General features: G+C 74.9%; 23 protein-coding genes. 11 read left to right on the forward strand and 12 right to left on the reverse strand.

Annotation, left to right across the window (positions count from 1 at the left end; genetic code table 11):
• Window positions 1–33: 33 nt before the first annotated feature.
• The 4 genes from LPA54_RS17550 to LPA54_RS17565 all read right to left on the reverse strand — a co-directional run bounded on the left by LPA54_RS17550 (window position 34) and on the right by LPA54_RS17565 (window position 3,370).
• Window positions 34–645, reverse strand: a complete 612-nt coding sequence (locus LPA54_RS17550; protein WP_228978738.1) for a hypothetical protein — start codon at window positions 643–645, stop codon at window positions 34–36.
• A gap of 11 nt (window positions 646–656) precedes the next feature.
• Complete coding sequence (locus LPA54_RS17555) at window positions 657–2,108, reverse strand: hypothetical protein (RefSeq protein WP_228978739.1); 1,452 nt, start codon at window positions 2,106–2,108, stop codon at window positions 657–659.
• A gap of 139 nt (window positions 2,109–2,247) precedes the next feature.
• On the reverse strand, window positions 2,248–2,697 hold the full coding sequence (locus tag LPA54_RS17560; protein WP_228978741.1) for a hypothetical protein: 450 nt from the start codon (window positions 2,695–2,697) through the stop codon (window positions 2,248–2,250).
• Between the two features lie 265 nt (window positions 2,698–2,962).
• On the reverse strand, window positions 2,963–3,370 hold the full coding sequence (locus tag LPA54_RS17565) for a hypothetical protein (protein ID WP_228978742.1): 408 nt from the start codon (window positions 3,368–3,370) through the stop codon (window positions 2,963–2,965).
• Window positions 3,371–3,506: 136 nt separating this feature from the next.
• Between LPA54_RS17565 and LPA54_RS17570 the strand changes: the two genes are divergently transcribed.
• Together LPA54_RS17570 and LPA54_RS17575 are read left to right on the forward strand one after the other, a co-directional pair.
• Entirely contained in the window at window positions 3,507–4,364 is an 858-nt protein-coding gene (locus LPA54_RS17570) for a MurR/RpiR family transcriptional regulator (RefSeq protein WP_228978743.1), read from the forward strand.
• Between the two features lie 164 nt (window positions 4,365–4,528).
• Window positions 4,529–5,092, forward strand: a complete 564-nt coding sequence (locus tag LPA54_RS17575) for a hypothetical protein (protein WP_228978744.1) — start codon at window positions 4,529–4,531, stop codon at window positions 5,090–5,092.
• A 45-nt stretch (window positions 5,093–5,137) separates the two neighbouring features.
• Here LPA54_RS17575 and LPA54_RS17580 read toward each other — a convergent pair whose 3' ends face one another.
• From LPA54_RS17580 to LPA54_RS17600, 5 genes are all read right to left on the reverse strand, one after another.
• Window positions 5,138–5,509 carry a hypothetical protein gene (locus tag LPA54_RS17580; RefSeq protein ID WP_228978745.1) on the reverse strand — a complete coding sequence of 124 codons (372 nt, stop codon included), beginning with the start codon at window positions 5,507–5,509 and terminating at the stop codon, window positions 5,138–5,140.
• A gap of 70 nt (window positions 5,510–5,579) precedes the next feature.
• Complete coding sequence (locus LPA54_RS17585; protein WP_228978747.1) at window positions 5,580–6,017, reverse strand: roadblock/LC7 domain-containing protein; 438 nt, start codon at window positions 6,015–6,017, stop codon at window positions 5,580–5,582.
• 39 nt (window positions 6,018–6,056) lie between these two features.
• Complete coding sequence (locus LPA54_RS17590; protein WP_228978749.1) at window positions 6,057–6,881, reverse strand: transcriptional regulator; 825 nt, start codon at window positions 6,879–6,881, stop codon at window positions 6,057–6,059.
• Window positions 6,881–7,315, reverse strand: a complete 435-nt coding sequence (locus LPA54_RS17595) for a hypothetical protein (protein WP_228978750.1) — start codon at window positions 7,313–7,315, stop codon at window positions 6,881–6,883. Before LPA54_RS17595 ends, LPA54_RS17590 begins: the two co-directional genes overlap by 1 nt.
• Window positions 7,316–7,508: 193 nt before the next feature.
• Complete coding sequence (locus LPA54_RS17600) at window positions 7,509–8,840, reverse strand: diaminopimelate decarboxylase (protein WP_228978751.1); 1,332 nt, start codon at window positions 8,838–8,840, stop codon at window positions 7,509–7,511.
• Window positions 8,841–8,999: 159 nt separating this feature from the next.
• Between LPA54_RS17600 and hutU the strand changes: the two genes are divergently transcribed.
• The 5 genes from hutU to LPA54_RS17625 all read left to right on the forward strand — a co-directional run bounded on the left by hutU (window position 9,000) and on the right by LPA54_RS17625 (window position 14,868).
• Window positions 9,000–10,664, forward strand: a complete 1,665-nt coding sequence (gene hutU / locus LPA54_RS17605; protein ID WP_228978753.1) for a urocanate hydratase — start codon at window positions 9,000–9,002, stop codon at window positions 10,662–10,664.
• The gene (locus LPA54_RS17610) at window positions 10,661–11,872 is read left to right on the forward strand and encodes an allantoate amidohydrolase (RefSeq protein ID WP_228978755.1); all 1,212 of its coding nucleotides are present in this window, start codon (window positions 10,661–10,663) and stop codon (window positions 11,870–11,872) included. Before hutU ends, LPA54_RS17610 begins: the two co-directional genes overlap by 4 nt.
• A gap of 74 nt (window positions 11,873–11,946) precedes the next feature.
• Window positions 11,947–13,236, forward strand: a complete 1,290-nt coding sequence (locus LPA54_RS17615; protein ID WP_228978870.1) for a formimidoylglutamate deiminase — start codon at window positions 11,947–11,949, stop codon at window positions 13,234–13,236.
• A gap of 26 nt (window positions 13,237–13,262) precedes the next feature.
• Window positions 13,263–14,573, forward strand: coding sequence for an imidazolonepropionase (gene hutI / locus LPA54_RS17620; RefSeq protein WP_228978756.1), 1,311 nt, complete (start codon window positions 13,263–13,265; stop codon window positions 14,571–14,573).
• Window positions 14,574–14,661: 88 nt separating this feature from the next.
• A complete protein-coding gene (locus LPA54_RS17625; protein ID WP_228978757.1) occupies window positions 14,662–14,868 on the forward strand; it encodes a DUF4287 domain-containing protein in 207 nt (68 codons plus the stop codon).
• Between the two features lie 65 nt (window positions 14,869–14,933).
• Here LPA54_RS17625 and LPA54_RS17630 read toward each other — a convergent pair whose 3' ends face one another.
• Window positions 14,934–15,812 carry a class I SAM-dependent methyltransferase gene (locus tag LPA54_RS17630; RefSeq protein WP_228978758.1) on the reverse strand — a complete coding sequence of 293 codons (879 nt, stop codon included), beginning with the start codon at window positions 15,810–15,812 and terminating at the stop codon, window positions 14,934–14,936.
• A 231-nt stretch (window positions 15,813–16,043) separates the two neighbouring features.
• Window positions 16,044–16,973, reverse strand: a complete 930-nt coding sequence (locus tag LPA54_RS17635) for an RNA polymerase sigma factor SigF (RefSeq protein WP_228978760.1) — start codon at window positions 16,971–16,973, stop codon at window positions 16,044–16,046.
• Between the two features lie 224 nt (window positions 16,974–17,197).
• Here LPA54_RS17635 and LPA54_RS17640 point away from each other — a divergent pair, with 224 nt between their 5' ends.
• The 3 genes from LPA54_RS17640 (at window position 17,198) to LPA54_RS17650 (ending at window position 20,053) form a co-directional block, all read left to right on the forward strand.
• Entirely contained in the window at window positions 17,198–17,563 is a 366-nt protein-coding gene (locus LPA54_RS17640) for an STAS domain-containing protein (RefSeq protein ID WP_228978761.1), read from the forward strand.
• Between the two features lie 190 nt (window positions 17,564–17,753).
• Window positions 17,754–18,278 carry an ATP-binding protein gene (locus LPA54_RS17645; RefSeq protein ID WP_228978763.1) on the forward strand — a complete coding sequence of 175 codons (525 nt, stop codon included), beginning with the start codon at window positions 17,754–17,756 and terminating at the stop codon, window positions 18,276–18,278.
• Between the two features lie 269 nt (window positions 18,279–18,547).
• Window positions 18,548–20,053, forward strand: a complete 1,506-nt coding sequence (locus LPA54_RS17650) for a sugar transferase (protein WP_228978765.1) — start codon at window positions 18,548–18,550, stop codon at window positions 20,051–20,053.
• Window positions 20,054–20,078: 25 nt separating this feature from the next.
• On the opposite strand, the gene LPA54_RS17655 is transcribed toward LPA54_RS17650, so the two are convergent.
• Entirely contained in the window at window positions 20,079–21,080 is a 1,002-nt protein-coding gene (locus tag LPA54_RS17655) for a GDP-L-fucose synthase (protein ID WP_228978766.1), read from the reverse strand.
• Window positions 21,081–21,202: 122 nt separating this feature from the next.
• Between LPA54_RS17655 and gmd the strand changes: the two genes are divergently transcribed.
• Window positions 21,203–22,216 (forward strand): GDP-mannose 4,6-dehydratase, encoded by a 1,014-nt coding sequence (gene gmd, locus LPA54_RS17660; RefSeq protein WP_228978769.1) that lies wholly within the window; start codon window positions 21,203–21,205, stop codon window positions 22,214–22,216.
• The last annotated feature ends 40 nt before the right edge of the window (window positions 22,217–22,256 follow it).

A 22,256-nucleotide genomic window follows, 5' to 3' on the forward strand; every position in this document is an offset into this window, starting at 1 on the left:
CCGGCGGACCGGCCGGTCGATCGGGACGGGGCGTCAGTACGTCGTCTCCGCCCAGAAGCCGAACATCCGGGAGATCCCGGCCCGCACGGCTCCCCGCCGGGTGAGGACCGACCGGTCGACGGCGGAGAACAGGACCGCGAGGGACACGTCGGCGGGCAGTACCCGCCCCGTCGCCCGCACGGTGAGTTTCCGGCCGCCCGCGATGCCGGACCGCCGAACGGTGAGGACCGCGCCGGGGTCTTCGGCGTCCGGCCGCCGGGTCAGCCGGTAGGCGCGGTTGTCGATCGCGGTCAGCCGGTAGTCGTCGCCCAGGTGGCGCAGGCGCAGGGAGCGGCCCCGGTGGGTCAGGGCCCACCGGTTCCGGTCCAGCCCCACCAGCCCGTCGCCCACCCGGCAGGTCGCCCGGTTCAGGGTGGGCCTGCTGACGACCTCGGTGTGGATGCCGCGGGTCTCGAACGACGCGGCGGGGACGCGCCCGCCGGTCACCTGCGCCACGATCACGCCCGAGGCGTGCGGGAACGCCGGGCAGACGACCCGCACGTCGCCGAACTCGGGGGACGTGCCCTCCCAGCCGTGCTGCCGGCGCCCGCCCGGTTCACGCGCCTTCCACGGGGAGAGCGTGAACGGGGTGAGGGTGGTGTGCATGGTCCACCTCGTCAGTCGAAGGGGTTGAGGGCGCTGCCGAGCTTCTTGGCGCCGTCGGCGATGCCGTCCCCGATGTCCGAGGCCTTGTCGCCGATCCAGTCCCCCGCCTTGTCCAGGCCCTTGCCGATCGCCTCGTGGTTGTCCCACACCAGGCAGCCGGCGTACACCAGGCCCGTTCCGACGGCCAGGCCGGCCGTGACCGGGTTCGGGGCGACGGCGAGCGCCGTGAGGGAGGCGTTGAAGGCGGTTCCGCTGAGGTCGCTGGCGAACTTGGCGGGATCCTCCTTGATCATCTCGCCGTTGTAGGTGGCGAGGTTGGCGACGCCGAAGGCGGTGCCCGCCGCCGCGCCCACCACGCCCGCGCCGCGGAGCCAGCCCGCGGCCTTCGCGGCGTTGGCGAGGCCGCCGTTCGCGGCGACCCGGGCGAGGTTGGCCTCGGCCGCCGTCGGGATGAAGAACCGCCCGTTCTTCATGTGACCGCCGAGTGCGGCCGCCTCCTCCGAACCGGTCAGGGCGCCCACGACGTTGGGCGGCAGCTTGCTCCAGAAGCCGGAGGAGGACAGCATCATGCGCTCGTTGACGCGGGCGGCGATGCCGGTGCCCGGCGCGGTGACGTTCGTGCCGTCCTTCGCGTACTTGAAGAGCTTCCAGCCGCTCTTGGCGCTCGTGCCCAGCGCCAGGGCGAAGGCGCCGGCGGTGACCGTGCCCTTCTGGACGCCCGCGAACAGATCGGCGAGCCGCTTGCTGCCGGTGATCTTCTCGACGCCGTCGCGCTGGAGCCGCTGCATCCAGTCCTCGAGCGTCTCGTTGTCGCGCATCGCCAGCGAGGCGAGCTCCAGGCGCTCCTGCTTCTGCTTGTCGTCCGCGGCGGCGACCTTGCCCGCGTCGCCGTTGAAGCCGGTGCCGAGCGTCTCGTCGTTCTTGTTGCCGGTGCCGTCCTTGACGGCGGACTCCAGGTCCTTCTTCAGGTCCTTGTCGGCGTCGTCGACGGCCCGCACGCACGCCTTGATGTACTCCTGCCAGGACTCCTCGCTCTCGCGGACCGTCCTCGCGTGGTCGGGGTCGTGGCGGGCCGCCTCGCGTTCGGCGGGGGTGAGCCTGTCCCAGTCGTAGGCGACGTTGCCCTGTTCGGACACCTTCATGCCGGCCTTCACGGCGTCGGCGCGCGCGTTCTCCAGCTGCTTCTTCAACTCGGTGAACTGCTGGTGGGCGTTGCGCAGCAGCGTGGCGGTCGCCTTCGCCTGGGTCTGGGCCGCCTGGTACTCGTAGCGGGTCGCGGCGAAGTTCGTGTACGCCGCGGTCGCGCTCTCACCGAGCCAGGTCGGGCCCATGGTTATCTTCTGGACGCTGTCCCGGTAGGCGTTCTCCACCTTGTGGATCTCGTCCGCCATCTTCTGCCACCTGTCCGCGGCGGTGTTGAGCGGACCGAAGTCGGCGGACATGACGTCGTGGTACGTCAGCATTCACTTTCCCTACGGGGCGACGGGGCGTGGGGCGACGGGGCGTGGGGCGACGGGGCGTGGGGCGGCGGGGCGTGGGGCGGCGGCGCGGAGCGGTGCGCGCGGCGGCCCGGCACGCGGGGAGGGCGCGGCTGGTCGCGGCTCAGTACGCGTCGAGGCTCGACGGCACGCTGCGGATGCGCTGCCGGCGCTCCACGTCGGTCCCGCCGAGGGTCGCGACGGTCGCGCGCAGGGCGCCCTTCTCGCGGTGCAGCCGGTCGACGAGCGTCTTGACCTGCCTGTCCCAGGTCTCCTGGACCGTCTTGAGCCCCGTCGCGGTCTGCCAGTCCTTCATCGCGCCGATGGCGGTCGAGGTCGCCTCGTCCGCGAAGTCGGTGGCCTTCTTCGTGTCCGGGACGAGGCGCGTCTCGATGGTGTTGGCGGCGGCGTTCTTCTCCGCCGGGGAGGAGACCAGCTTGCCGCCGCCCGTGCCGCCCTGGTCGGCCGGCAGCTGGTTCAGCCGCGTCGCCGTGTCCTGCCGCCCCGCCGTCTCCGACCGCGGCCGGGTCCCTTCCCCGTCGAACCCCATGGTGTGCCGACCCCCGATACTCACTCGCGCTGCTCCGTCGCATTCTATGGCCGACACCGTGCGCCGACAGAAACGATCACGCAGGGGGAGCCTCTGCGGTTCCCCGGGGCAACACGGCCACGGGCTGGGGGAATTGCCGGTCTGTGAGGGTTCGGTGGAGAAGGTGGCGGGTCGTGTGGGGGTCGTCGCGGCACCTCGATGGGTGGCCGGAAAACGCCGCTTGGCGCACGGTCGGCGAACTCGGCCCGCTCGGCGAACTCGGCCCGCTCGGCCTACGCGGCCCCGTCGGTCACTCGCCGCGGCCGGCGCGCCCCCGGGGGAGGTCGCGCAGGGTGTGCAGCGCGTTCACGCCGACGATGCCCAGCCAGGCGACCACCAGCCCCGTGAGGCCCGCCTGGGCCGCGCCGATCGCGGAGAGCGGCACGGCGAGGACGAGGGAGACCGTCGCGAAGCCGAACCGGTCGCCGTACCCGCCGGTGCCGCCGTCCTCCGACGGGCCGCCGCGGGCGCGGGCCGCGTCGAGCCGGCGCTCGGCCAGCCGGCGGCCCACCCGCCGGTCGATCGAGGCGTCGAGCCGCTGGTCCACCTTCTCCAGGAAGGACTCGACGAGCGCCGTCTCGTACGCGTCGCCCAGCTCGCGGCGGGCGTGCAGGGTGGCGTCCAGGTCGCGCTTGAGGTCCGTGTCGTGGGCGTCCATGACCTCACGCTAGGCCCGCGGGCCGGGCCTGTCGGTGGGGTTGGCCCCCGGTTTCGCCCGGGCCCCCCTCTTGCATATGGTCTATTCAGTCACAGGTGTGGCTGAATGGATTCGAGGTGGAGGAGGGGAGGTCCGGATGGGCGACACCCCGGGCGCACGGCTCCAGACGCTCTTCGACGGCCACCGGCTGACGCCCACGCAGCGGCGCATCGCCCACTGGATGGTGCGGCGGGCCGCGGACGTGCCGTTCCTGTCGAGCGTGGAGCTCGCCGAACTGGCCGGGGTGAGCCAGCCGTCCGTGACCCGTTTCGCGGTCGCCCTCGGCTTCGACGGCTACCCGGCGCTCCGCCGCCACCTGCGCGAGGTCGCCCCCGCCGAGCCCGGCCGCCCGACCGCGGACGCCGCCGCCGAGGGACCGCCCGCCAACGAGTACCAGCAGGCCGTCCACGCCGAGATCGAGAACCTGCGCCACCTCGCGGAGCTCCTCGCCGACCCCGCGCCGGTCGAGCGGGCGGGCGCGCTCCTCGCCGCCTCGCGTCCGCTGCCCGTGCTGGGGCTGCGCGCCGCCGCCGCCCAGGCCCGCGGCTTCGCCTACTTCGCCGCCAAGGTCCACCCCGACGTGCGGCTGCTCGACGAGGGCGGCTCGATGCTCACCGACCGCGTCGACGCCGCGGTGCGCGCGGGCGCCACGGCGCTGCTCTGCTTCGCCCTGCCCCGCCACCCGCGGGAGGTCGTCGAGGCGTTGGAGCACGCCCGGGGCGCCGGGCTGACGGTGGTGACCGTCGCCGACTCGGCGTTCGCGCCGGTCGCCGGGCACAGCGACGTCCTGCTGCCGGCCGCCGTCGGCACCGCGCTCGCCTTCGACACCGCGTGCGCGCCGATGCTGCTCGGCCGGGCCCTGCTGGAGGCGATGTGCGACGGCCTGCCCGACGCCCAGGCGCGCCTGGAGGAGTTCGACGCGGGCGCGGCGGCCCGGGGCCTGTTCGTCGAGTAGGCGGAGCTCGCGCCGGGCGGGCGGGGGCTCACGCCGGGAGGGCGGGGTCTCGCCGGGTGCGTGGTGTTCGGCCGGCGGGCCGGGGCGGTTCTCACGGAAATCTCACCGACCGGCTGTACCGTGCCGCGCGCACCCGCAACGACAGCCGAGCAGGAGGAGGAGACGTGGCGCGCGGAGGACAGGCGCTGGCGAGGGTGGCCGTGGCCGTACGGGCCGGAGCGGCGCCCCTGTGGTGGTCGGGGATCCTCGGGGCCGGCGTCGGGGCGCTGGTCCCCGGGCTGACCGGGCGGCGCATCGGGCTGCTGGCCGGGGCCGCGCTGTTCCTGGTCGCGGCGGCGGTGGCCGCCCTCGCCCGGCGGGGCCGGTACGCGGCGCTGGCCGACGGCGCCGAGCGGGCCGCCCGCGCCGACGTCCTCCAGGACCGGGCGGTGACCGTGCGCGTCTGGCGGCGGGCCCGGCGCTGGTGGCTGCTGCTCGCCTTCGCGGTGGCCGTGGGCTCGTCGTTCGTCCTGCCGGGGACGGTGGGGCTGCTCCTCGCCGGCCTGGGCGTCGGGCTGTGGCTCAAGGCGTCGTGGCTCGGCCGCCGCGAGAGTGCCGCGGACCGGCTGCTGTGGGTGCCGGTCGACCTGCTCGGCGGGCGCGGCCCGGCCGGGCCGCGCGTCACCGCGTACCGGACGACGGGGATCGCCGCCGGCGACGCCGCGCCCGGTGGGGCGCGGCGCCGCTGACCCCGCCCCGTACGGGCGGCGCCGGGCGGGCCCGGAAGGCGGGGCTCAGACCTCCAGCTCGTTCTCGATCCGCTTGAGCTGGAGGCGGGCCATCGCCAGGTTCGCGCGGCCCTTGTCCAGCGCCAGGTAGAGGAACAGGCCGTTGGTGCCGCGGCCCTTGAGCAGCCGGATCAGGTGGTACTGGGTGCCCAGCGTGATCAGGATGTCCTCGATCTCGTCGCTCAGGCCGAGCATCTCCATGGTCCGCACCTTGGCGCGGACCACGTCGGTGTTGCCCGCGGCGGCGACGGTCAGGTCCAGGTCCTTGCCGCCGCCGACCGTGCCGAGGGCCATGCCGCTCGTGTAGTCGACGAGCGCGGCGCCCAGGGCGCCGTCGATCAGGGTCGTGGCTTCCTTGAGGGCGGTCTCCGCGTTCATGTACGCGCACTTCCTTTCCTACGGGGTGGGGTGGTGTGGGGTCTTCGGGGCCGGTCAGGGGCCTGACCGGTCAGGGGGTGGCCTCGGGCCGCTCCATGGCGCCGTCCACGAGCTCCGCTATCCGGGCGCCCGAGCGGCGCCCCTCCAGGTGGAGCCGGCCGACGTTCACGCGGGGCTCGGCGAGGAGGGTCAGGACGGCGGTGCCGCCCGCCGCGTACGTCGCCACGTAGCCGTGCTCGCCGCGGACGAGCAGCTCGCGGAACCCGCCCCGGCCGGTGGCGTCGCTCAGCCGCACGGCGACGCCGAGGGCCGCCGCCGTCAGGGCGGCGACGCCTTCCGGTTCGACGTCGCCGGTGTCCTGCGCGAGGACCAGCCCGTCGACGCTGGCGGCGAGCGCCCCCGTCAGCTGCGGGACGCGGGCGCGCAGCCGGCGCAGCTCGCCGAGTACGTACGGTTCGGCCGTCATCAGTTGTCTCCTCTCGGCGCGCTGCCGCAGGGCGCGCCTCATGACGCCCCCCTCATGAGGGCAGGGGGGTGGAGCGGGTGGTCACAGGCGTGCCTCCAGGGCGTCACGGACTCGGCGGAGCAGGGCGATGTCGGGGAGATCGGTCGCGGCGGTGGGGCTGCTCGGTGGCGCGGGCCGGGGGGCGGGCGGGCCGTCGGGCCGGCGGTGGGCCGGGGACCCGGGCGCCCGGGGGGTGTCGGCGGGGCCGCCCGCGGGCCCGGCGGGCGGCGGGGGCGGCGGGGACGCGGCGGGCGGCGGCGCGGGGTCGGGCGTCTCGACCAACCCGGCGGCGGCCAGTCGGCGGATCTCCAGCAGCGTGTGGAAGGCGGGACGCCCCAGTACCCACGCGAGCTGCGCCGGGGTGCGCACCCCGTCGGCGCGGGCCAGGAGCGCCCGGCCGCGGGCGGTGACCGTCTGGCCGGGCGCGGCGGGGCGCGGGACGACGGGGGCGGCGTCGAGAGCGGGGTACGGCCAGACGCTGTCGAGCAGTTCGCGGCGGCGCAGCGTCTCGCGTTCGACCGCGGCGGCGGGCACCGGGCGGCCGGGGCCGGCGTACCGGGGGTGGTGGCCGTAGCGGAAGCGGGCCGGGCCGCGGCCGGGTGCCAGGGCGAAGAACGCGGCGTCGAACAGGGCGCCCAGCCGGCATATCTCCCGCTCGCCGTCGCCTATGCGCCCCGCGCGCGCGGGGGCGGCGGTGCGCCGGTCGCTGCCGCCGGCGAGCAGGATGTCGAGGCCGGGGGCGACGGGGCTCTCGGCGTGCACGACCTGGCCGTCGACGAGGTACAGCGTGCCGTGGTCGCGCACCAGGGCTCCCGTCGCCCGGTCAGCCGCGAGGCGGCGCAGCATCGGCGAGACGACGCCGGCCATCACAGCACCAGCCGTTCGGCGAGGTCGCGCAGGCGTAATCGGGCGAGGGCGAGGTTGCCCGTGGTGCGGTCGAGCCACAGGTGGAGGAAGAGGCTGCTGTCGAAGTTGGTGGTGACGAACCGGAGCACGTGGTAGCCGGTGCGGGTGGTGACGATGAGGTCCTCGACGGGCGCGCCCCCGTCGTCTTCGCCGTCCGGACCGGCGCCGGCACCGGGCGACGCGGCGGGGACGGGCGGGGCGGGCGGCGTGAAGGACTCGTACTCGGCGGCGGCGCGGGCCAGTTCGGCGGCCTCGGCCGCGGACGTCTCGTGGTCGCCGACCGGGGACTCGCCCACCGTGCCGAGGGCGAGCCCGCTGGTCCAGTCGACGAGAGCCGCCCCGCGCGCCCCGGGCAGGGCCATCGCCTCGACCAGGCACTCGTCGATTCCGGGCACGCGGGCTCCCCTCCCATGGCGCAGACGCGAACGGCTCAGTGATGGAGACGTTACGCAACGTTCTGCCCACGGGTGGGACTTCTGGCATTTTCCCGTGGAACGTGCCACGGCGCGGTAAGCTCCGCCGCCCCGGGTCCCACCCCGCCCCACGCGCCGCGTCCGCCCCCGCGGCCGGGAGCCGGCACCCGCGCCGCTACCGGCGTACCAGCGCGTCCCGGTGCGCGCCGCCCGACTCGGCGACGATCTCCGCCGGCCCCTGCGGCGTCCGCACGGTGGCGAAGCGGACCGTCCCGTCCGGCTCCACCTCGTAGCCGTAGACGCCGGGCCTCGGCAGGGAGTTGTAGGCGTAGTGGTGGGCGAAGTAGTACGCCCCCGTGTCGAGCGCCGCGACGACGTCGCCCGGCTCCAGCGGCGGCAGCGGCCGCGCCACGGCGAGGAGGTCGCCCGCGAAGCAGGCGGGCCCGGCCACGTCCTGCGCGAGGAGCGGCCCCGCCTTGGGCCGCCCGGCGGCGTCGTACGCGAGGATGCGCAGCGGCCAGGAGGCCGGGTCGTAAACCGTGCGCGTGGCGACCTGCACGCCGGCGTGCGCGACGGCGACGGGGCGCCCGCCGGAGGTCTTGGTGTACTCGACGCGGGCGAGCACCGTGCCGTGCCGGGCGAGCAGCGACCGGCCGAACTCGGTGACCAGGGCGTACCGCCCGTCGAAGAGCCCCGGCACCTCGTCGGCGAGGAGCCGCGCGTACCGGGCGTGGGTGGGGGTCTCCTCGTCGGAGGTGAAGTTGACCGGCAGGCCGCCGCCGATGTCGACGGTGTCCACCTGGTGCCGCCCGGCCGCCGCGTTGATCTCCTCGGCCAGCTCGTAGGCGGCCCGCACCCCGGCGGCCATGAGCGGCAGGGGCACGCCCTGCGAGCCGGAGTGGGTGTGCAGCCGGGTCAGCCAGGGGCGCTCCAGGAAGGCGCGCACGATCCACTCCCGCGCGCCCTCGTCCCGCAGCGGCACGCCGAACTTGGAGGTGTCGGTCGCGGTGGACAGGGCGTCGATGGCGCCGCCGCCGACCTGGGCGTTGACGCGCAGCCCGACGGGCGGCGGGGTGCCGCCGGCGCCGGTGAGGGCGGCGACGAGCGGATCGAGCCGGGCCAGCTCCTGGGGGTTGTCGGCGTTGAGGGCGATCCCCGCGGCGAGGGCCTCGCGCAGCTCGGCCGGGGTCTTGGCGGGGGAGTCGAGGACGGTGAGCTCCGGCGGTACGCCCGCCGCGCGGGCCAGGGCCAGTTCGCCGGGGCTCGCGACCTCGGCGCCGAGCCCCTCCTCGTGCAGCAGGCGCAGGACGGGGACGAGCGGGGCGGCCTTGACGGCGAAGGCGTGCAGGACGGGGGCGTCGGTGACGGCGGCGAAGGCGGAGCGGAGGGCGGCGGCGGAGGCGCGGACGCCGGCGGTGTCGAGGAGGGCGGCGACGGGTGCGGAGTCGGAGAGCAGCGCGTGGGCGACGGCTGCGCGGACGGCCTGATCGCGTCGGTCGGAAGCCATGGCACCCAGCCAAACACCCGTTCTGCCGCCGCGCAGCTGTTGACTACATCTATTCAGTCCAGCAGGATGTGAATATCCCGCTCAACACGGCGAGCGTCGTCCCAGTGGTCCTGGGGGGTCTCTCGCCGACCAGGCCGAGCAACCGAGGAGGCACCCCCCATGTCAGGACCCCGCCCCGTACGGGCCCCGCGCGGTACGGAAACGAGCGCCCTGGGATGGCAGCAGGAGGCCGCCCTGCGGATGCTGCAGAACAACCTCGACCCCGAGGTTGCCGAGCACCCCGACAAGCTCGTCGTCTACGGCGGCACCGGCAAGGCCGCCCGCGACTGGCGCTCCTTCGACGCGATGGTCCGCACGCTGCGCACGCTCAAGCAGGACGAGACGATGCTCGTGCAGTCCGGCCGCCCCGTCGGCGTCATGCAGACCCACGAGTGGGCGCCCCGCGTCCTCATCGCCAACTCCAACCTGGTCGGCGACTGGGCGAACTGGGAGGAGTTCCGCCGCCTGGAGCAGCTCGGCCTCACCATGTACGGCCAGATGACGGCCGGCTCCTGGATCTACATCGGCACGCAGGGCATCCTCCAGGGCACCTACGAGACGTTCGCCGCCGTCGCCGCCAAGAAGTTCGGCGGCACCCTCGCCGGGACGATCACCCTCACCGCCGGCCTCGGCGGCATGGGCGGCGCCCAGCCCCTCGCCGTGACCATGAACGACGGCGTCGCGATCTGCGTCGACTGCGACCCGCGCGCCATCGAGCGCCGCATCGAGCACCGGTACCTGGACGTGAGGGCCGACTCCCCGGAGCACGCCCTCCGGTTGGCCACCGAGGCCCGCGACGCGCGCCGCCCGCTGTCCATCGGGCTCCTCGGCAACGCCGCCGAGCTGCTGCCGCGCATGCTGGCCGAGGGCGCGCCGATCGACATCGTCACCGACCAGACCTCCGCCCACGACCCGCTGTCCTACCTGCCGGTCGGCGTCGACTTCGACGACATGGCGTCCCTCGCGGCCAAGGACCCGGCCGGCTTCACCACCCGCGCCCGCGAGTCGATGGCCCGCCACGTCGAGGCGATGGTCGGCTTCATGGACGCCGGAGCCGAGGTCTTCGACTACGGCAACTCCATCCGCGGTGAGGCGCGGCTGGCCGGCTACGAGCGGGCGTTCGCCTTCCCCGGCTTCGTCCCCGCCTACATCCGCCCCCTCTTCTGCGAGGGCAAGGGCCCCTTCCGCTGGGCCGCGCTGTCCGGTGAGGCGTCGGACATCCACAAGACCGACAAGGCGATCCTCGACCTCTTCCCGGAGAACGAGTCCCTGCAGCGCTGGATCAGGATGGCGGGCGAGCGCGTCCACTTCCAGGGCCTGCCCGCCCGCATCTGCTGGCTCGGCTACGGCGAGCGGGACAAGGCCGGCGAGCGCTTCAACGACATGGTGGCCTCCGGCGAGCTCGCCGCCCCGCTCGCCATCGGCCGCGACCACCTGGACTGCGGCTCCGTCGCCTCCCCGTACCGCGAGACCGAGGCCATGCTCGACGGCTCCGACGCCATCGCCGACTGGCCGCTGCTCAACGCCATGGTCAACGTCGCCTCCGGCGCCTCCTGGGTCTCCCTCCACCACGGCGGCGGCGTCGGCATGGGCCGCTCGATCCACGCCGGCCAGGTCACCGTCGCCGACGGCACCCCGCTGGCGGGCGAGAAGATCCGCCGGGTCCTCACCAACGACCCGGGCATGGGCGTGATCCGCCACGTCGACGCCGGCTACGACACCGCCGAGTCCGTCGCCGACGCGAAGGGCGTCCGCGTCCCGATGCGTGAGGACGGCTCCGCGTGAGCGACACCTTCCACGCCATGTGGCGGTCGCTCGCGCCCATCGGCCGCAGCGCCGCCACCGGCGGCTACCGCCGCTTCGCCTGGACCGGGGCCGACGCGGACTGCCGGCTCTGGTTCCGCATGCAGGCCGAGGCGCGCCGCCTGGAGTACGAGGTCGACCGCAACGGCAACCAGTGGGCGTGGCTCGGCGACCCGGCGGCCGGCGACGCCGTCGTCACCGGCTCGCACCTGGACTCCGTGCCCGACGGCGGCGCCTTCGACGGGCCCCTCGGCGTCGTCTCCGCCTTCGCCGCCCTCGACGAACTGCGCTCCCGCGAGGTCCGCTTCCGGCGCCCCTTCGCGATCGTCAACTTCGGCGACGAGGAGGGCGCCCGCTTCGGCCTCGCCTGCGTCGGCTCCCGGCTCGCGGCCGGGCAGCTGACGAAGGAGGCCGCGTACGAGCTGCGCGACGCCGACGGCGTCACGCTGCCCCGCGCCATGGAGGCCGCCGGGTACGACCCGGACGCCATCGGGCCCGACCCGCAGCGGCTCGCCCGCATCGGCGCCTTCGTCGAACTCCACGTCGAGCAGGGCCGGGCGCTGGACCTGTCGGGCGACCCCGTCGGCATCGCCTCCGCGATCTGGCCGCACGGCCGCTGGCGGTACGACTTCCGGGGCGAGGCCAACCACGCCGGCACCACCCGGCTCGCCGACCGGCGCGACCCGATGCTGTCGTACGCCGAGACCGTCCTCGCCGCCCGCCGCGAGGCGGAACTCGCCGGGGCCGTCGCGACCTTCGGCAAGGTCTCCGTCGAACCGAACGGCGTGAACGCCATCCCCTCCGCCGTACGCGGCTGGCTCGACTCCCGCGCCGCCGACCAGGCCACGCTGGACCGGGTCGTCGCCGGGGTCGAGGCGGCCGCCCGGGAGGCCGCCGACCGCCAGGGCGTCGACCTCGCCGTGGTCCGCGAGTCCTTCACGCCCGTCGTCGAGTTCGCCCACGCCCTCCGTGACGAGCTGGGCAAGCTCCTCGGCGGCGGCGCCCCCGTCCTCGGCACGGGCGCCGGACACGACGCGGGCATCCTGTCGGCCGCCGTCCCGACGGCCATGCTCTTCGTCCGCAACCCCACGGGCGTCTCCCACTCCCCGGCCGAGCACGCCGGCGAGGACGACTGCGTCGCCGGCGTCCTCGCCCTCGCCGACGTACTGGAGGGACTCGCGTGCGCCTGACCTACTGGTGCGAACACGCCTGGCTCGGCACCGTCCCCCAGGCCCTCGGCTCCGCTCCGGCAGGGGGGACCCCCATCGAACCGGGCGTCGCCCTCGACGTGGCGGACGGGCGCCTCGCCGCCGTGCGCACCGGCGTCGACACCCCGCCGCCGGGCGCCGAGATCCTGCGCGGCCTGACCCTGCCCGGCCTCGCCAACGCCCACAGCCACGCCTTCCACCGGGCCCTGCGCGGCACGGTCCAGGTCGGCTCCGGCACCTTCTGGACCTGGCGCGAGACCATGTACCAGGTCGCCTCCCGCCTGACGCCCGACAGCTACCACGCCCTCGCCCGCGCCGTGTACGCGGAGATGGCGCTGGCCGGCATCACGGCCGTCGGCGAGTTCCACTACCTGCACCACGCGCCCGGCGGCGTGCCGTACGCCGACCCCAACGCCATGGGCGAGGCGCTCATCGCGGCGGCCGGCGAGGCCGGCATCCGCATCACGCTCCTCGACACGGCGTACCTCTCCTCCGGCTTCGGCGCCGCCCCCGACCGGCACCAGCTGCGGTTCTCCGACGGCACCGCCGAGGCGTGGGCCGAGCGCGCGGCCGCGCTGAAGGAGCGCGACGGGGTGCGGATCGGCGCGGCCGTCCACTCCGTGCGCGCCGTCCCCGCGGACCAGCTGGCCACCGTCGCCCGGTGGGCCGCCGACCGCGACGCGCCGCTGCACGTCCACCTCTCCGAGCAGACCGCGGAGAACGACGCCTGCCTCGCCGCCCACGGCCGCACCCCCACCCGGCTCCTCGCCGACCACGGCGTGCTCGGCCCGCGCACCACGGGCGTCCACAACACCCACCTCACCGACGAGGACATCGCCCTGCTCGGCGGCTCCGGCACCGGCACCTGCATGTGCCCCACGACCGAGCGGGACCTCGCCGACGGCATCGGCCCGGCCCTCGCCCTCCAGCGGGCCGGCTCGCCCCTGTCGCTGGGCAGCGACAGCCACGCCGTCATCGACCTGCTGGAGGAGGCGCGGGCGATGGAACTCGACGAACGCCTCCGCTCCCGCACCCGCGGCCACTGGACCGCCGCCGCGCTGCTGCGCGCCGCCACCGCCGACGGGCACGCCGCGCTCGGCCGGCCCGACGCGGGCCGCCTGGAGGCCGGGGCGCCCGCCGACTTCACGACGATCGCCCTCGACACCGTCAGGACAGCGGGGCCGGTACCGCGTCTGGCAGCCGAGACGGTGGTATTCGCCGCGTCGGCAGCGGACGTGCGCCACACGGTCGTGGGCGGCCGCCACGTCGTACGGGACGGGGCCCACGCCCTCGTACCGGACGTCGCACGGGCCCTGCGGGACTCGATCGCGGCACTGCACGCCTGACCCCGCCGAAGGAGGAGCCCCCCGCCATGCCCCCCACCACGCCCCGCGTCGCGAACAGCGGCAGCGAGCCCGCGAACAGCGCCCCGGCGACGACCGGCCCGCACACGGCGAACAGCGCCGTCGCGGCGGCGGCCACCGCCACCACCGTCATCACCCACATCGCCGCCCTGGTCACCAACGACCCCTCCCTCGGTGACGGATCCCCCCTCGGACTGATCGAGGACGCGGCGGTCGCCATCGAGGGCGACCGCGTCGTCTGGATCGGTGCGTCCAGCAAAGCACCCGCCACCGACAACCGGGTCGACGCGGGCGGCCGGGCCGTGATCCCCGGCTTCGTCGACTCCCACTCCCACCTGGTCTTCGCGGGCGACCGCACCGCCGAGTTCCACGCCCGCATGTCCGGCCGCCGGTACGAGGCGGGCGGCATCCGCACGACCGTCGCGGCCACCCGCGCCGCCTCGGACGCGGAGCTGGAGGCCACCCTCACCCGCCACCTGGACGAGGCGCTCCGCCAGGGCACCACCACCTTCGAAACGAAGTCCGGCTACGGCTTGACGGTCGAGGACGAGGAGCGGGCGCTGCGCCTCGCCGCCCGCCACACCGACGAGGTCACCTACCTCGGCGCGCACGTGGTCCCCCCGGACTTCGCCGACGACCCCGCCGGCTACGTCGACCTCGTCACCGGCCCGATGCTCGACGCGTGCGCCCCGCACGCCCGCTGGATCGACGTGTTCTGCGAGAAGGGCGCCTTCGACGGCGACCAGGCGCGCGCGATCCTCACCGCCGGCAAGGCCCGCGGTCTGCACCCGCGGATCCACGCCAACCAGCTGTCGTACGGGCCGGGCGTGCAGCTCGCCGTCGAACTGGACGCGGCGAGCGCCGACCACTGCACGCACCTCACGCCGCAGGACGTCGACGCCCTCGCGAGCGGCGGCACCGTCGCCACGCTGCTGCCGGGCGCGGAGTTCTCCACCCGCGCCGAGTGGCCGGACGCCCGCCGCCTGCTGGACGCGGGCGCGACCGTGGCCCTGTCCACGGACTGCAACCCCGGCTCGTCGTACACCTCGTCGATGCCGTTCTGCGTCGCCCTGGCGGTACGGGACATGGGGATGACGCCCGACGAGGCCGTGTGGGCCGCCACGGCGGGCGGCGCGGCGGCCCTGCGCCGCACCGACGTCGGCCGTCTCGCCGTCGGGTCCCGCGCGGACCTGGCCCTCCTGGACGCCCCGTCACACGTGCACCTGGCGTACCGGCCGGGCGTCCCGCTGGTCGCGGCGGTCTGGCGGACGGGCCGGCGCGTGACGGGCCGTACGGATCCGATGCCGTGGGACCGATGAGTCCCGCGGCCGGCGCCGGTCTCCCCTTCCGACGGCGACCGCCGTGCAGGAGACGGGAAGCGGCAGGAACAGGAAGAGGGACAGGACGATGACGCAGCCGGTGAAGGGCCCCGCGAGCTACTTCCCCGCCATCGAGAGGAAGTACGGGCGGCCGGTGGCGGAGTGGCAGGAGCTCGTCCGCGCCTCGCCGCTCACCCGCCACATGGAGCTCGTCGCCTGGCTCAAGGCGGAGCACGGCCTGGGACACGGCCACGCCAACGCCCTGGTGGCCCACACCCTCGCCGACCGCTCCTGAGGCGTCCCGCCACGGCCCGCCGCCGCGGCCCGCCCGCACCGCCACCGCCCGTCCGGGCGGCGGGCCTACGCCGGGGAGGCTCCGGCGGCGACGGGCGGGGCCGGCGGCCGAATCCCCGCCGGCAGAAGGGCCGTGCGGCCCAGGTGGACCCGCACGGCGCACGGGACGGTCCCGTCCGGTGCCGCGATCCGGTGCGCCTCGGCGAGGAACGCCGTCCGCAGGGCCCGGACCTCCGACGGCGCCAGCGGCCCCAGGTCGTACAGGCCCGACACGGTCCCCCACACCTCCTCGACGGACCCGTCGAGCCGCAGCGGCACGCTCTCCCACACCAGCGGCCCGAACCCGGCGCCCCGCAGCAGCGCCCCCAGCCCCCCGGCGTCGCGCGCCCTCGGGTCGCCGAGCCGGGGGACGCGCCGTTCGGCGGGGAGCGCGTCGACGGCCCGCCGCAGCAGGCTCAGGAACCGCCCGTACGCGTCCTCGTCGGTGACGGCCCCGCCGCCCACCACGCACGCCAGCGTCCCGCCGGGCGCGAGGACCCGCGCCACCTCGGCGAGCACCTGCTCGATGTCGCCCATCAGCATCAAGGCCATGTGCGACAGGCACGCGTCGAACGTCCCGGACGCGAAGGGCAGCCGCTGCGCCCGCCCCCGCACCAGAGCGGCGTCCGCGGGCACCCCGGTCCGGCGGCGGGCCAGGGCGAGCGCCTCGGGGGAGAGGTCCACCCCGGCGAGGACCGCCACCCCCGAGCGGGCCAGCAGCTCCAGCAGCGGCCCGTCCCCGCAGCCGAGGTCCAGGGCGGAGCGCGCCCCCGCGGCCTGCTCGCACAGCAGCGCGTAGCTGGACCGGCCGTCGGGGGCGCGTCCGCGCCCCATCGTCTCCGCCGTCACGGCGGGCCACCGGGCGTGGAAGGCCCGCAGGAAGTCCTCTTGCCGAGCAGTCGTCATCCGCCCACCCAACCAGCGTCCGGCGCGCGGGGCGGCGGTTTCGCGCGGGACGCGCGGAGCCCGGCGCGCCGGTGCGCGGCCCGGCGCCCCCGCGCGCCGTCCACCACCCGCGTGCCGGGCCCGCGCCGTCCGCCCCGCATGCCGGCAGGCCGCGAGGGCCCGCCCTGGGAGGGGTGGGTCCTCGCGGCCTGCCGGTGCGGTGTGGGTGCGCGGCGGGGGCCGCGCCGCCGGTCACTCCTCCACGGTGAGGCCCTTGCGGAGCTTGGCGAGCGTGCGGGAGAGCAGCCGGGACACGTGCATCTGCGAGATGTCGAGCTCCTCGCCGATCTCCGACTGCGTGAGCCCGCCGACGAAGCGCAGGGACAGGATGCGGCGGTCCCGCGCCGGCAGGGAGGCGATCAGCGGCTTGAGGGACTCGATGTACTCGATGCCCTCCAGGCCGTGGTCCTCGTAGCCGATCCGGTCGGCCAGGGCGCCCTCGCCGTCGTCCTCGTCGGGCTGGGCGTCCAGCGAGCTGGCGGTGTAGGCGTTGCTCGCGGCCATGCCCTCGACGACCTCGTCGGCGCTGATGCCGAGCCGGTCGGCCAGCTCGGCCACGGTCGGCGAGCGGTCCAGTTCCTGGGCCAGCTCGTCACCGGCCCTGGCGAGGTCGAGGCGGAGTTCCTGCAGGCGCCGCGGGACGCGGACCGACCAGGACGTGTCGCGGAAGAAGCGCTTGATCTCACCGACGATGGTCGGCATCGCGAACGTGGGGAACTCCACCTCGCGGCCGACCTCGAAGCGGTCGATCGCCTTGATCAGGCCGACCGTGCCGACCTGGACGATGTCCTCCATCGGCTCGCTGCGGGAGCGGAAGCGGGAGGCGGCGAACCTCACCAGGGCGAGGTTCAGCTCGACCAGGGTGTTGCGGACGTACGCGTACTCGTGCGTGCCCTCTTCGAGGGTCTCCAGCCGCGCGAAGAGCGTCTTGGACAGCGCTCGCGCGTCCGGGGGCGCCACCTCGTCGAACGGGGGGATCTCGGGGAGGTCCGCGAGCCCGTCGGGGTGCGCCGCGCCGGGGGCGCGGGGTGTGGGGGGGAAAAGGATCTCGTTCGGGGGTGTTGCCGACGCCGCGTCGTGGGTACGCGTTCCGTCGAGCCGGGGTGACATGGTCTCCTCCATCGTTCTCGGCATAAGGCCGCCGATGCCCATACGTCAGCCTGCGGTGTGCGGCGCCTCCAAAGCCGGCCGTGTCGGTGTTCCCTACTAGCCCTACCGGGTCCGCACGCACCGGTGCAAGTGTCATTTGTTCCGTATATACCCTTTACGGCAGCCTTCGACTACCCGACAGCGCGGATTCGTCGTAGGGTTCTACCGACCCGTAGGCATCGGCGAAGAGGGGCGGAATGGGCCGCGAGACGGTCGGCAGCGCGAATCAGGGCCGACTCCAGGTCGAGGTCCGGACGGAAGGTCCCAGTGAGGTCCTCATGCCGGCCGGTGAGCTCGACCACCACACGGCGGACCTCCTGCGGGAACCCCTGGAGGCGGCGATCGCCCGAGGACGGACCCGCCTGGTGGTCGACTGCTCGGAGCTGGAGTTCTGCGACTCGACGGGGCTGAACGTGCTCCTCGGGGCGCGACTGAAGGCGGAGGAGGCGGGCGGCGCGGTACACCTCGCCGCGATGCGCCCCGCCGTCGCCAGAGTGTTCGAAATCACGGGCGCGGGTGCGGTCTTCCCCGTCCACGAGTCACTGGACGACGCCCTGCGGTGAGGGGCGCGGCCGGTCCGCGAGGGGCCGGTGCGCGACCCGATCCGAGGGGTGTCGCCCGCCGGCAGCCGGGCAGAAGAACGCAGAACCACCCCCCGGGTGGCCCGTCGAGGGGCCACACTCCTTGTAACGAAGCAAACGAAGCAGACGTCGACGTAATGACGACCTGGTGAATCGGTGAGGTGACGCGCTGATGGGTGCCACCCAGCAGCAACCGCCGAGCGGTCTCGGCCCCGAGCCGGACGGCCCCGGCGCCCCCTCCACGCGTGACGGGGTGCCTTCCGCCGCGTCCGACGAGCGGGGACCGCACCGCGAGACGCGGCGGCTCGCGCTGGACGGTGCCAGCGGTGTCGTCCCGCTCGCCCGCGACTTCACCCGCCAGGCCCTGTACGACTGGGGATGGCTCCCCGCCGCCACCGCCGACCGGCGTGCGGCGGCCGAGGACGTCCTGCTGGTCGTCTCGGAGCTCGTCACCAACGCCTGCCTCCACGCGGACGGACCGGATGAGCTGAGGGTCTCCCTCCACGCCAAGGCGCTGCGGCTGGAGGTCACCGACCGGGGCACCGGTCAGCCCGCCCCGCGCACCCCGCACCGGGCCGGCCGGCCCGGCGGGCACGGCATGTTCATCGTGCAGCGGCTGTGCCTCGACTGGGGCGTCCAGCGGCCGCAGGAGGCGTCGGGCAAGACCGTCTGGGCGGAGCTGGCCGCGCCCGCCTAGCCGTACCGCCGCCGTACCGCCCCTCCCGTGCGCCCCCGGTGCACCTCCGCGCGCCCCGCGTACACCAGCCCGGCACCGCACCCGGCAACGCCTTCCGGGTGGCTCTGACCTGTGTCCGGAAACAGTGCGTATACGAAAGCTTACGAAAGAACGTGTTCTGTAGAACGGGCGTGTGGCGTAGTGTGCCCTCGCGTGAAGGAATTGTGTGAACCGCTCACTCCACAGGAGCGGGGCGCGCGGTTCTCCGGGCCTGGGGGGGCGTACGAATCTTGGGAGACACGGGAACCTACGGGGTTCACGCAGCTCGACTGACCGGTGTCCGCGCGGCCATACCCGGACGCCACCACCACCACACCGCCGCGGCCGGCCGCCGCGCCAAACCGCGCTGGTACCTGCCGGTCGTCCTCGGCGTGGACGCCGGGGTCACCGCCGCGTCGACCGCGCTGGTGCTGTCCCGCGCCGGGCAGCCGCACCCGGGCCTGTCGGCCCTCGTCGCCACGGCGACCTGGGTCGCGGTACGGGCCCTGCGGCACCGGTACCGATCCTCCGAACTGGGCGAGTCGCGCGGCGCGCTGCCCGTCCTGCACGACTGGTTGATCCTGGTGGCCTCGCTGGCGGTGCTCAGCGTCGCCACGGCGCAGACCCCCGAGCCGTACCCGGCGCTGGCCGCGCTGGCGCCCGGCCTGGTCTGCACGCTGCTGTGCCGCCGCTGGACCCACCGCCACCTGACCTCCGCCCGGCGCGTCGCCCAGGCCGTCGACCGCGTGCTCGTGGTCGGCGAGCCCGGCGCGCTGGACGCCGCCGTCCAGCGGCTGGCCTCCCGCACCGACCACCCGTACGCCGTCGTCGGCACGGTCGTCGTCGGCGCCGGCACGGCCGGTGCCGCCGCGGGGCCCACGGGCGCGGGCGACCGCCTCGACCCGGAGCTCGACGGCCGCGCCGCCGGCCACCGCCTCGTCGACGCCGCCCGGCGCCACCGCGCCGAACTGGTGCTCCTCGCGCCCGGCGCCCGGCTCACCGGCGACCGGCTGCGCGAGCTGTGCTGGGCGCTCCACGACGCCGGGCTCGACGTCGCGCTGACGCCCGGCCTGGTCGAGACCTCGGTCAAGCGGCTCGCGGCCACCTCCGTCGCCGGACTCACCGTGCTGCGGGTCGAACCGCCGCTCGGCCACGGCGCGCAGGCCGCCTTGAAGTCCGCCGTCGACCGCTGCGGCGCCGCGCTCGGCCTGCTCCTGCTCGCCCCGGTGCTCCTCCTGCTGGCCGTGCTCATACGGCTCGACTCGCCCGGTCCCGCCCTCTACCGGCAGGTGCGCGTCGGCCGGGACCAGGAGACGTTCACCATGTGGAAGTTCCGCAGCATGGTGACGGACGCCGACCGGCGCAAGGAGGACCTCGCCGCGCGCAACGAGTGCGACGGGCTGATGTTCAAGATGCGCCGCGACCCCCGGGTCACCCGCATGGGCCGCTTCCTGCGTCGCACGTCCCTGGACGAGCTGCCCCAGCTGCTCAACGTCCTGAAGGGCGACATGTCCCTGGTGGGCCCGCGCCCGCCGCTCCCCGACGAGGTCGCCGGCTACGACGCCACGGCGCTGCGCCGGCTGCGCGTGCGGCCCGGCATGACGGGGCTGTGGCAGGTCAGCGGACGCTCGGACCTCTCCTGGGACGAAACGATTCAGCTCGATCTGCAGTACGTGGACAACTGGTCGTTCAGCAGCGACCTCGATGTGATGAGCCGTACGCTCCGCGCCGTCGTCGACGGCCGCGGAGCGTACTGAGGCGCCGATGCGGCGACCGGCGGCGCTACGCCCTGCCCGCGGGCCCCTCGCCCCCGCGCGCGTCCAGCCACCACGCGTACGTGGCGGCGATGCCGTCGCGCAGCGCGACGCGGGGCCGCCAGCCGAGCGCGGTGAGCTTGGAGACGTCCAGCAGCTTGCGGGGCGTCCCGTCCGGCTTGCTCGTGTCCCAGGCGATCCGGCCGGTGAAGCCGGTCACGTCGGCGACCGTCTCGGCCAGCTCGCGGATCGTGAGGTCCTCGCCGCAGCCGACGTTGACCGGCGCGTCCCCGTCGTACGCGGCGAGCAGCGTCAGGCACGCGTCCGCCAGGTCGTCGACGTGCAGGAACTCCCGCCGCGGGGTGCCCGAGCCCCACAGCGTCACCTCGTCCCGGCCGGCCTCGCGCGCCTCGTGGAACCGGCGCACCAGCGCGGGCAGGACGTGCGAGGTCTCCAGGTCGAAGTTGTCGCCCGGGCCGTAGAGGTTGGTCGGCATCGCCGAGACGAACGCGGCGCCGTACTGCCGGCGGTACGACTGGACCTGGCAGATGCCGGCGATCTTCGCCAGCGCGTACGGCTCGTTGGTGGGCTCCAGCGGGCCGGTCAGCAGCGCGTCCTCCCGGATGGGCTGCGGGGCGTGCTTGGGGTAGATGCACGACGAGCCGAGGAACAGCAGCCGCGCCACGCCGGCCGCGTGCGCGCCCGCGATGACGCTGAGCTGGATCCGGAGGTTGTCCTCCAGGAACGGCACCGGCTGGGTGCTGTTCGCCAGGATCCCGCCGACCTTGGCGGCGGCCAGGACGACCGCGTCCGGCCGTACGTCCGCCAGGAACGCCGCGGTGGCCGCGGCGTCGCGCAGGTCGAGCGCCGCGCGGTCACGGGTGATCACCTCGTGGTCCTCGGCGGCCAGCCTGCGGACCACCGCGGACCCGACGAGGCCCCGGTGGCCCGCCACGAATATCCGGGCCTGCCGCGGCAGGTACGGCGACGACTGGGTGAGGGGCGGCGGTACCGCCTGCGAGTCGGTCATGAGCCGGATCATGCCAGGAGCGGCGGCGGCGCCGCCGACCGCGGCCGGGTTTTCCGCACACCACGCAACAGAACGCTGCGGACGGGGCCGGCGCGCGGCTCCTCCGGGAGGAGATGCCACGCATGAGCAAGACCGCTTTGATCACGGGGGTCACCGGCCAGGACGGGTCGTACCTGTCCGAGCTGCTGCTGTCGAAGGGGTACACGGTGCACGGTCTCGTGCGCCGGTCGTCCACCTTCAACACCGAGCGGATCGACCACATCTACCAGGGCCCGCAGGAGGCCGGCCGCTCCTTCGTGCTGCACCACGCCGACCTCTCCGACGGGGTGGCGCTGGTGAACCTGCTGCGCGAGATCCGCCCCGACGAGGTGTACAACCTCGGCGCCCAGTCCCACGTGCGCGTCTCCTTCGACGCCCCGCTCTACACCGGGGACGTCACCGGCCTCGGGGCGCTGCGGCTGCTGGAGGCGGTGCGCGCCGCCGGCATCGACACGCGCGTGTACCAGGCGTCCTCCTCGGAGATGTTCGGCGCGACCCCGCCCCCGCAGAACGAGGCGACGCCCTTCCACCCGCGCAGCCCCTACGGCGTCGCGAAGGTCTTCGGGTACTGGGCGACCGTCAACTACCGCGAGGCGTACGGCATGTACGCGGTGAACGGCATCCTCTTCAACCACGAGTCCCCGCGCCGCGGCGAGACCTTCGTCACCCGCAAGATCACCCGCGCGGTGGCCCGCATCAAGGCCGGCCTCCAGAGCGAGCTGTACCTCGGCAACCTCGACGCCGTCCGCGACTGGGGGTACGCCCCCGAGTACGTCGACGCGATGTGGCGCATGCTCCAGCAGGACGAGCCCACCGACTACGTCGTGGCGACCGGTGTCGCGGCCACCGTGCGCCAGTTCCTGGAGACCGCCTTCGGCCACGCGGGCCTCGACTGGCAGGAGTACGTCCGCTACGACGCCAAGTACGAGCGCCCCAGCGAGGTCGACGCGCTCATCGGCGACGCGAGCAAGGCCGAGACGCTGCTCGGGTGGAAGCCCGAGGTCAGGGTGGACGACCTGGCCCGGATCATGGTCGACGCCGATGTCCGCCAGGTGCAGGACGAACTGGCCGGGACCACGGTGCGCGTCGACCGCTGAGCCGTCCGCCCGGGAATTCTTCCGGAGTTGGCCAGAAATA

The organism is Streptomyces sp. DH12 (assembly GCF_020873895.1).
In the GTDB taxonomy this organism is placed as follows: domain Bacteria; phylum Actinomycetota; class Actinomycetes; order Streptomycetales; family Streptomycetaceae; genus Streptomyces.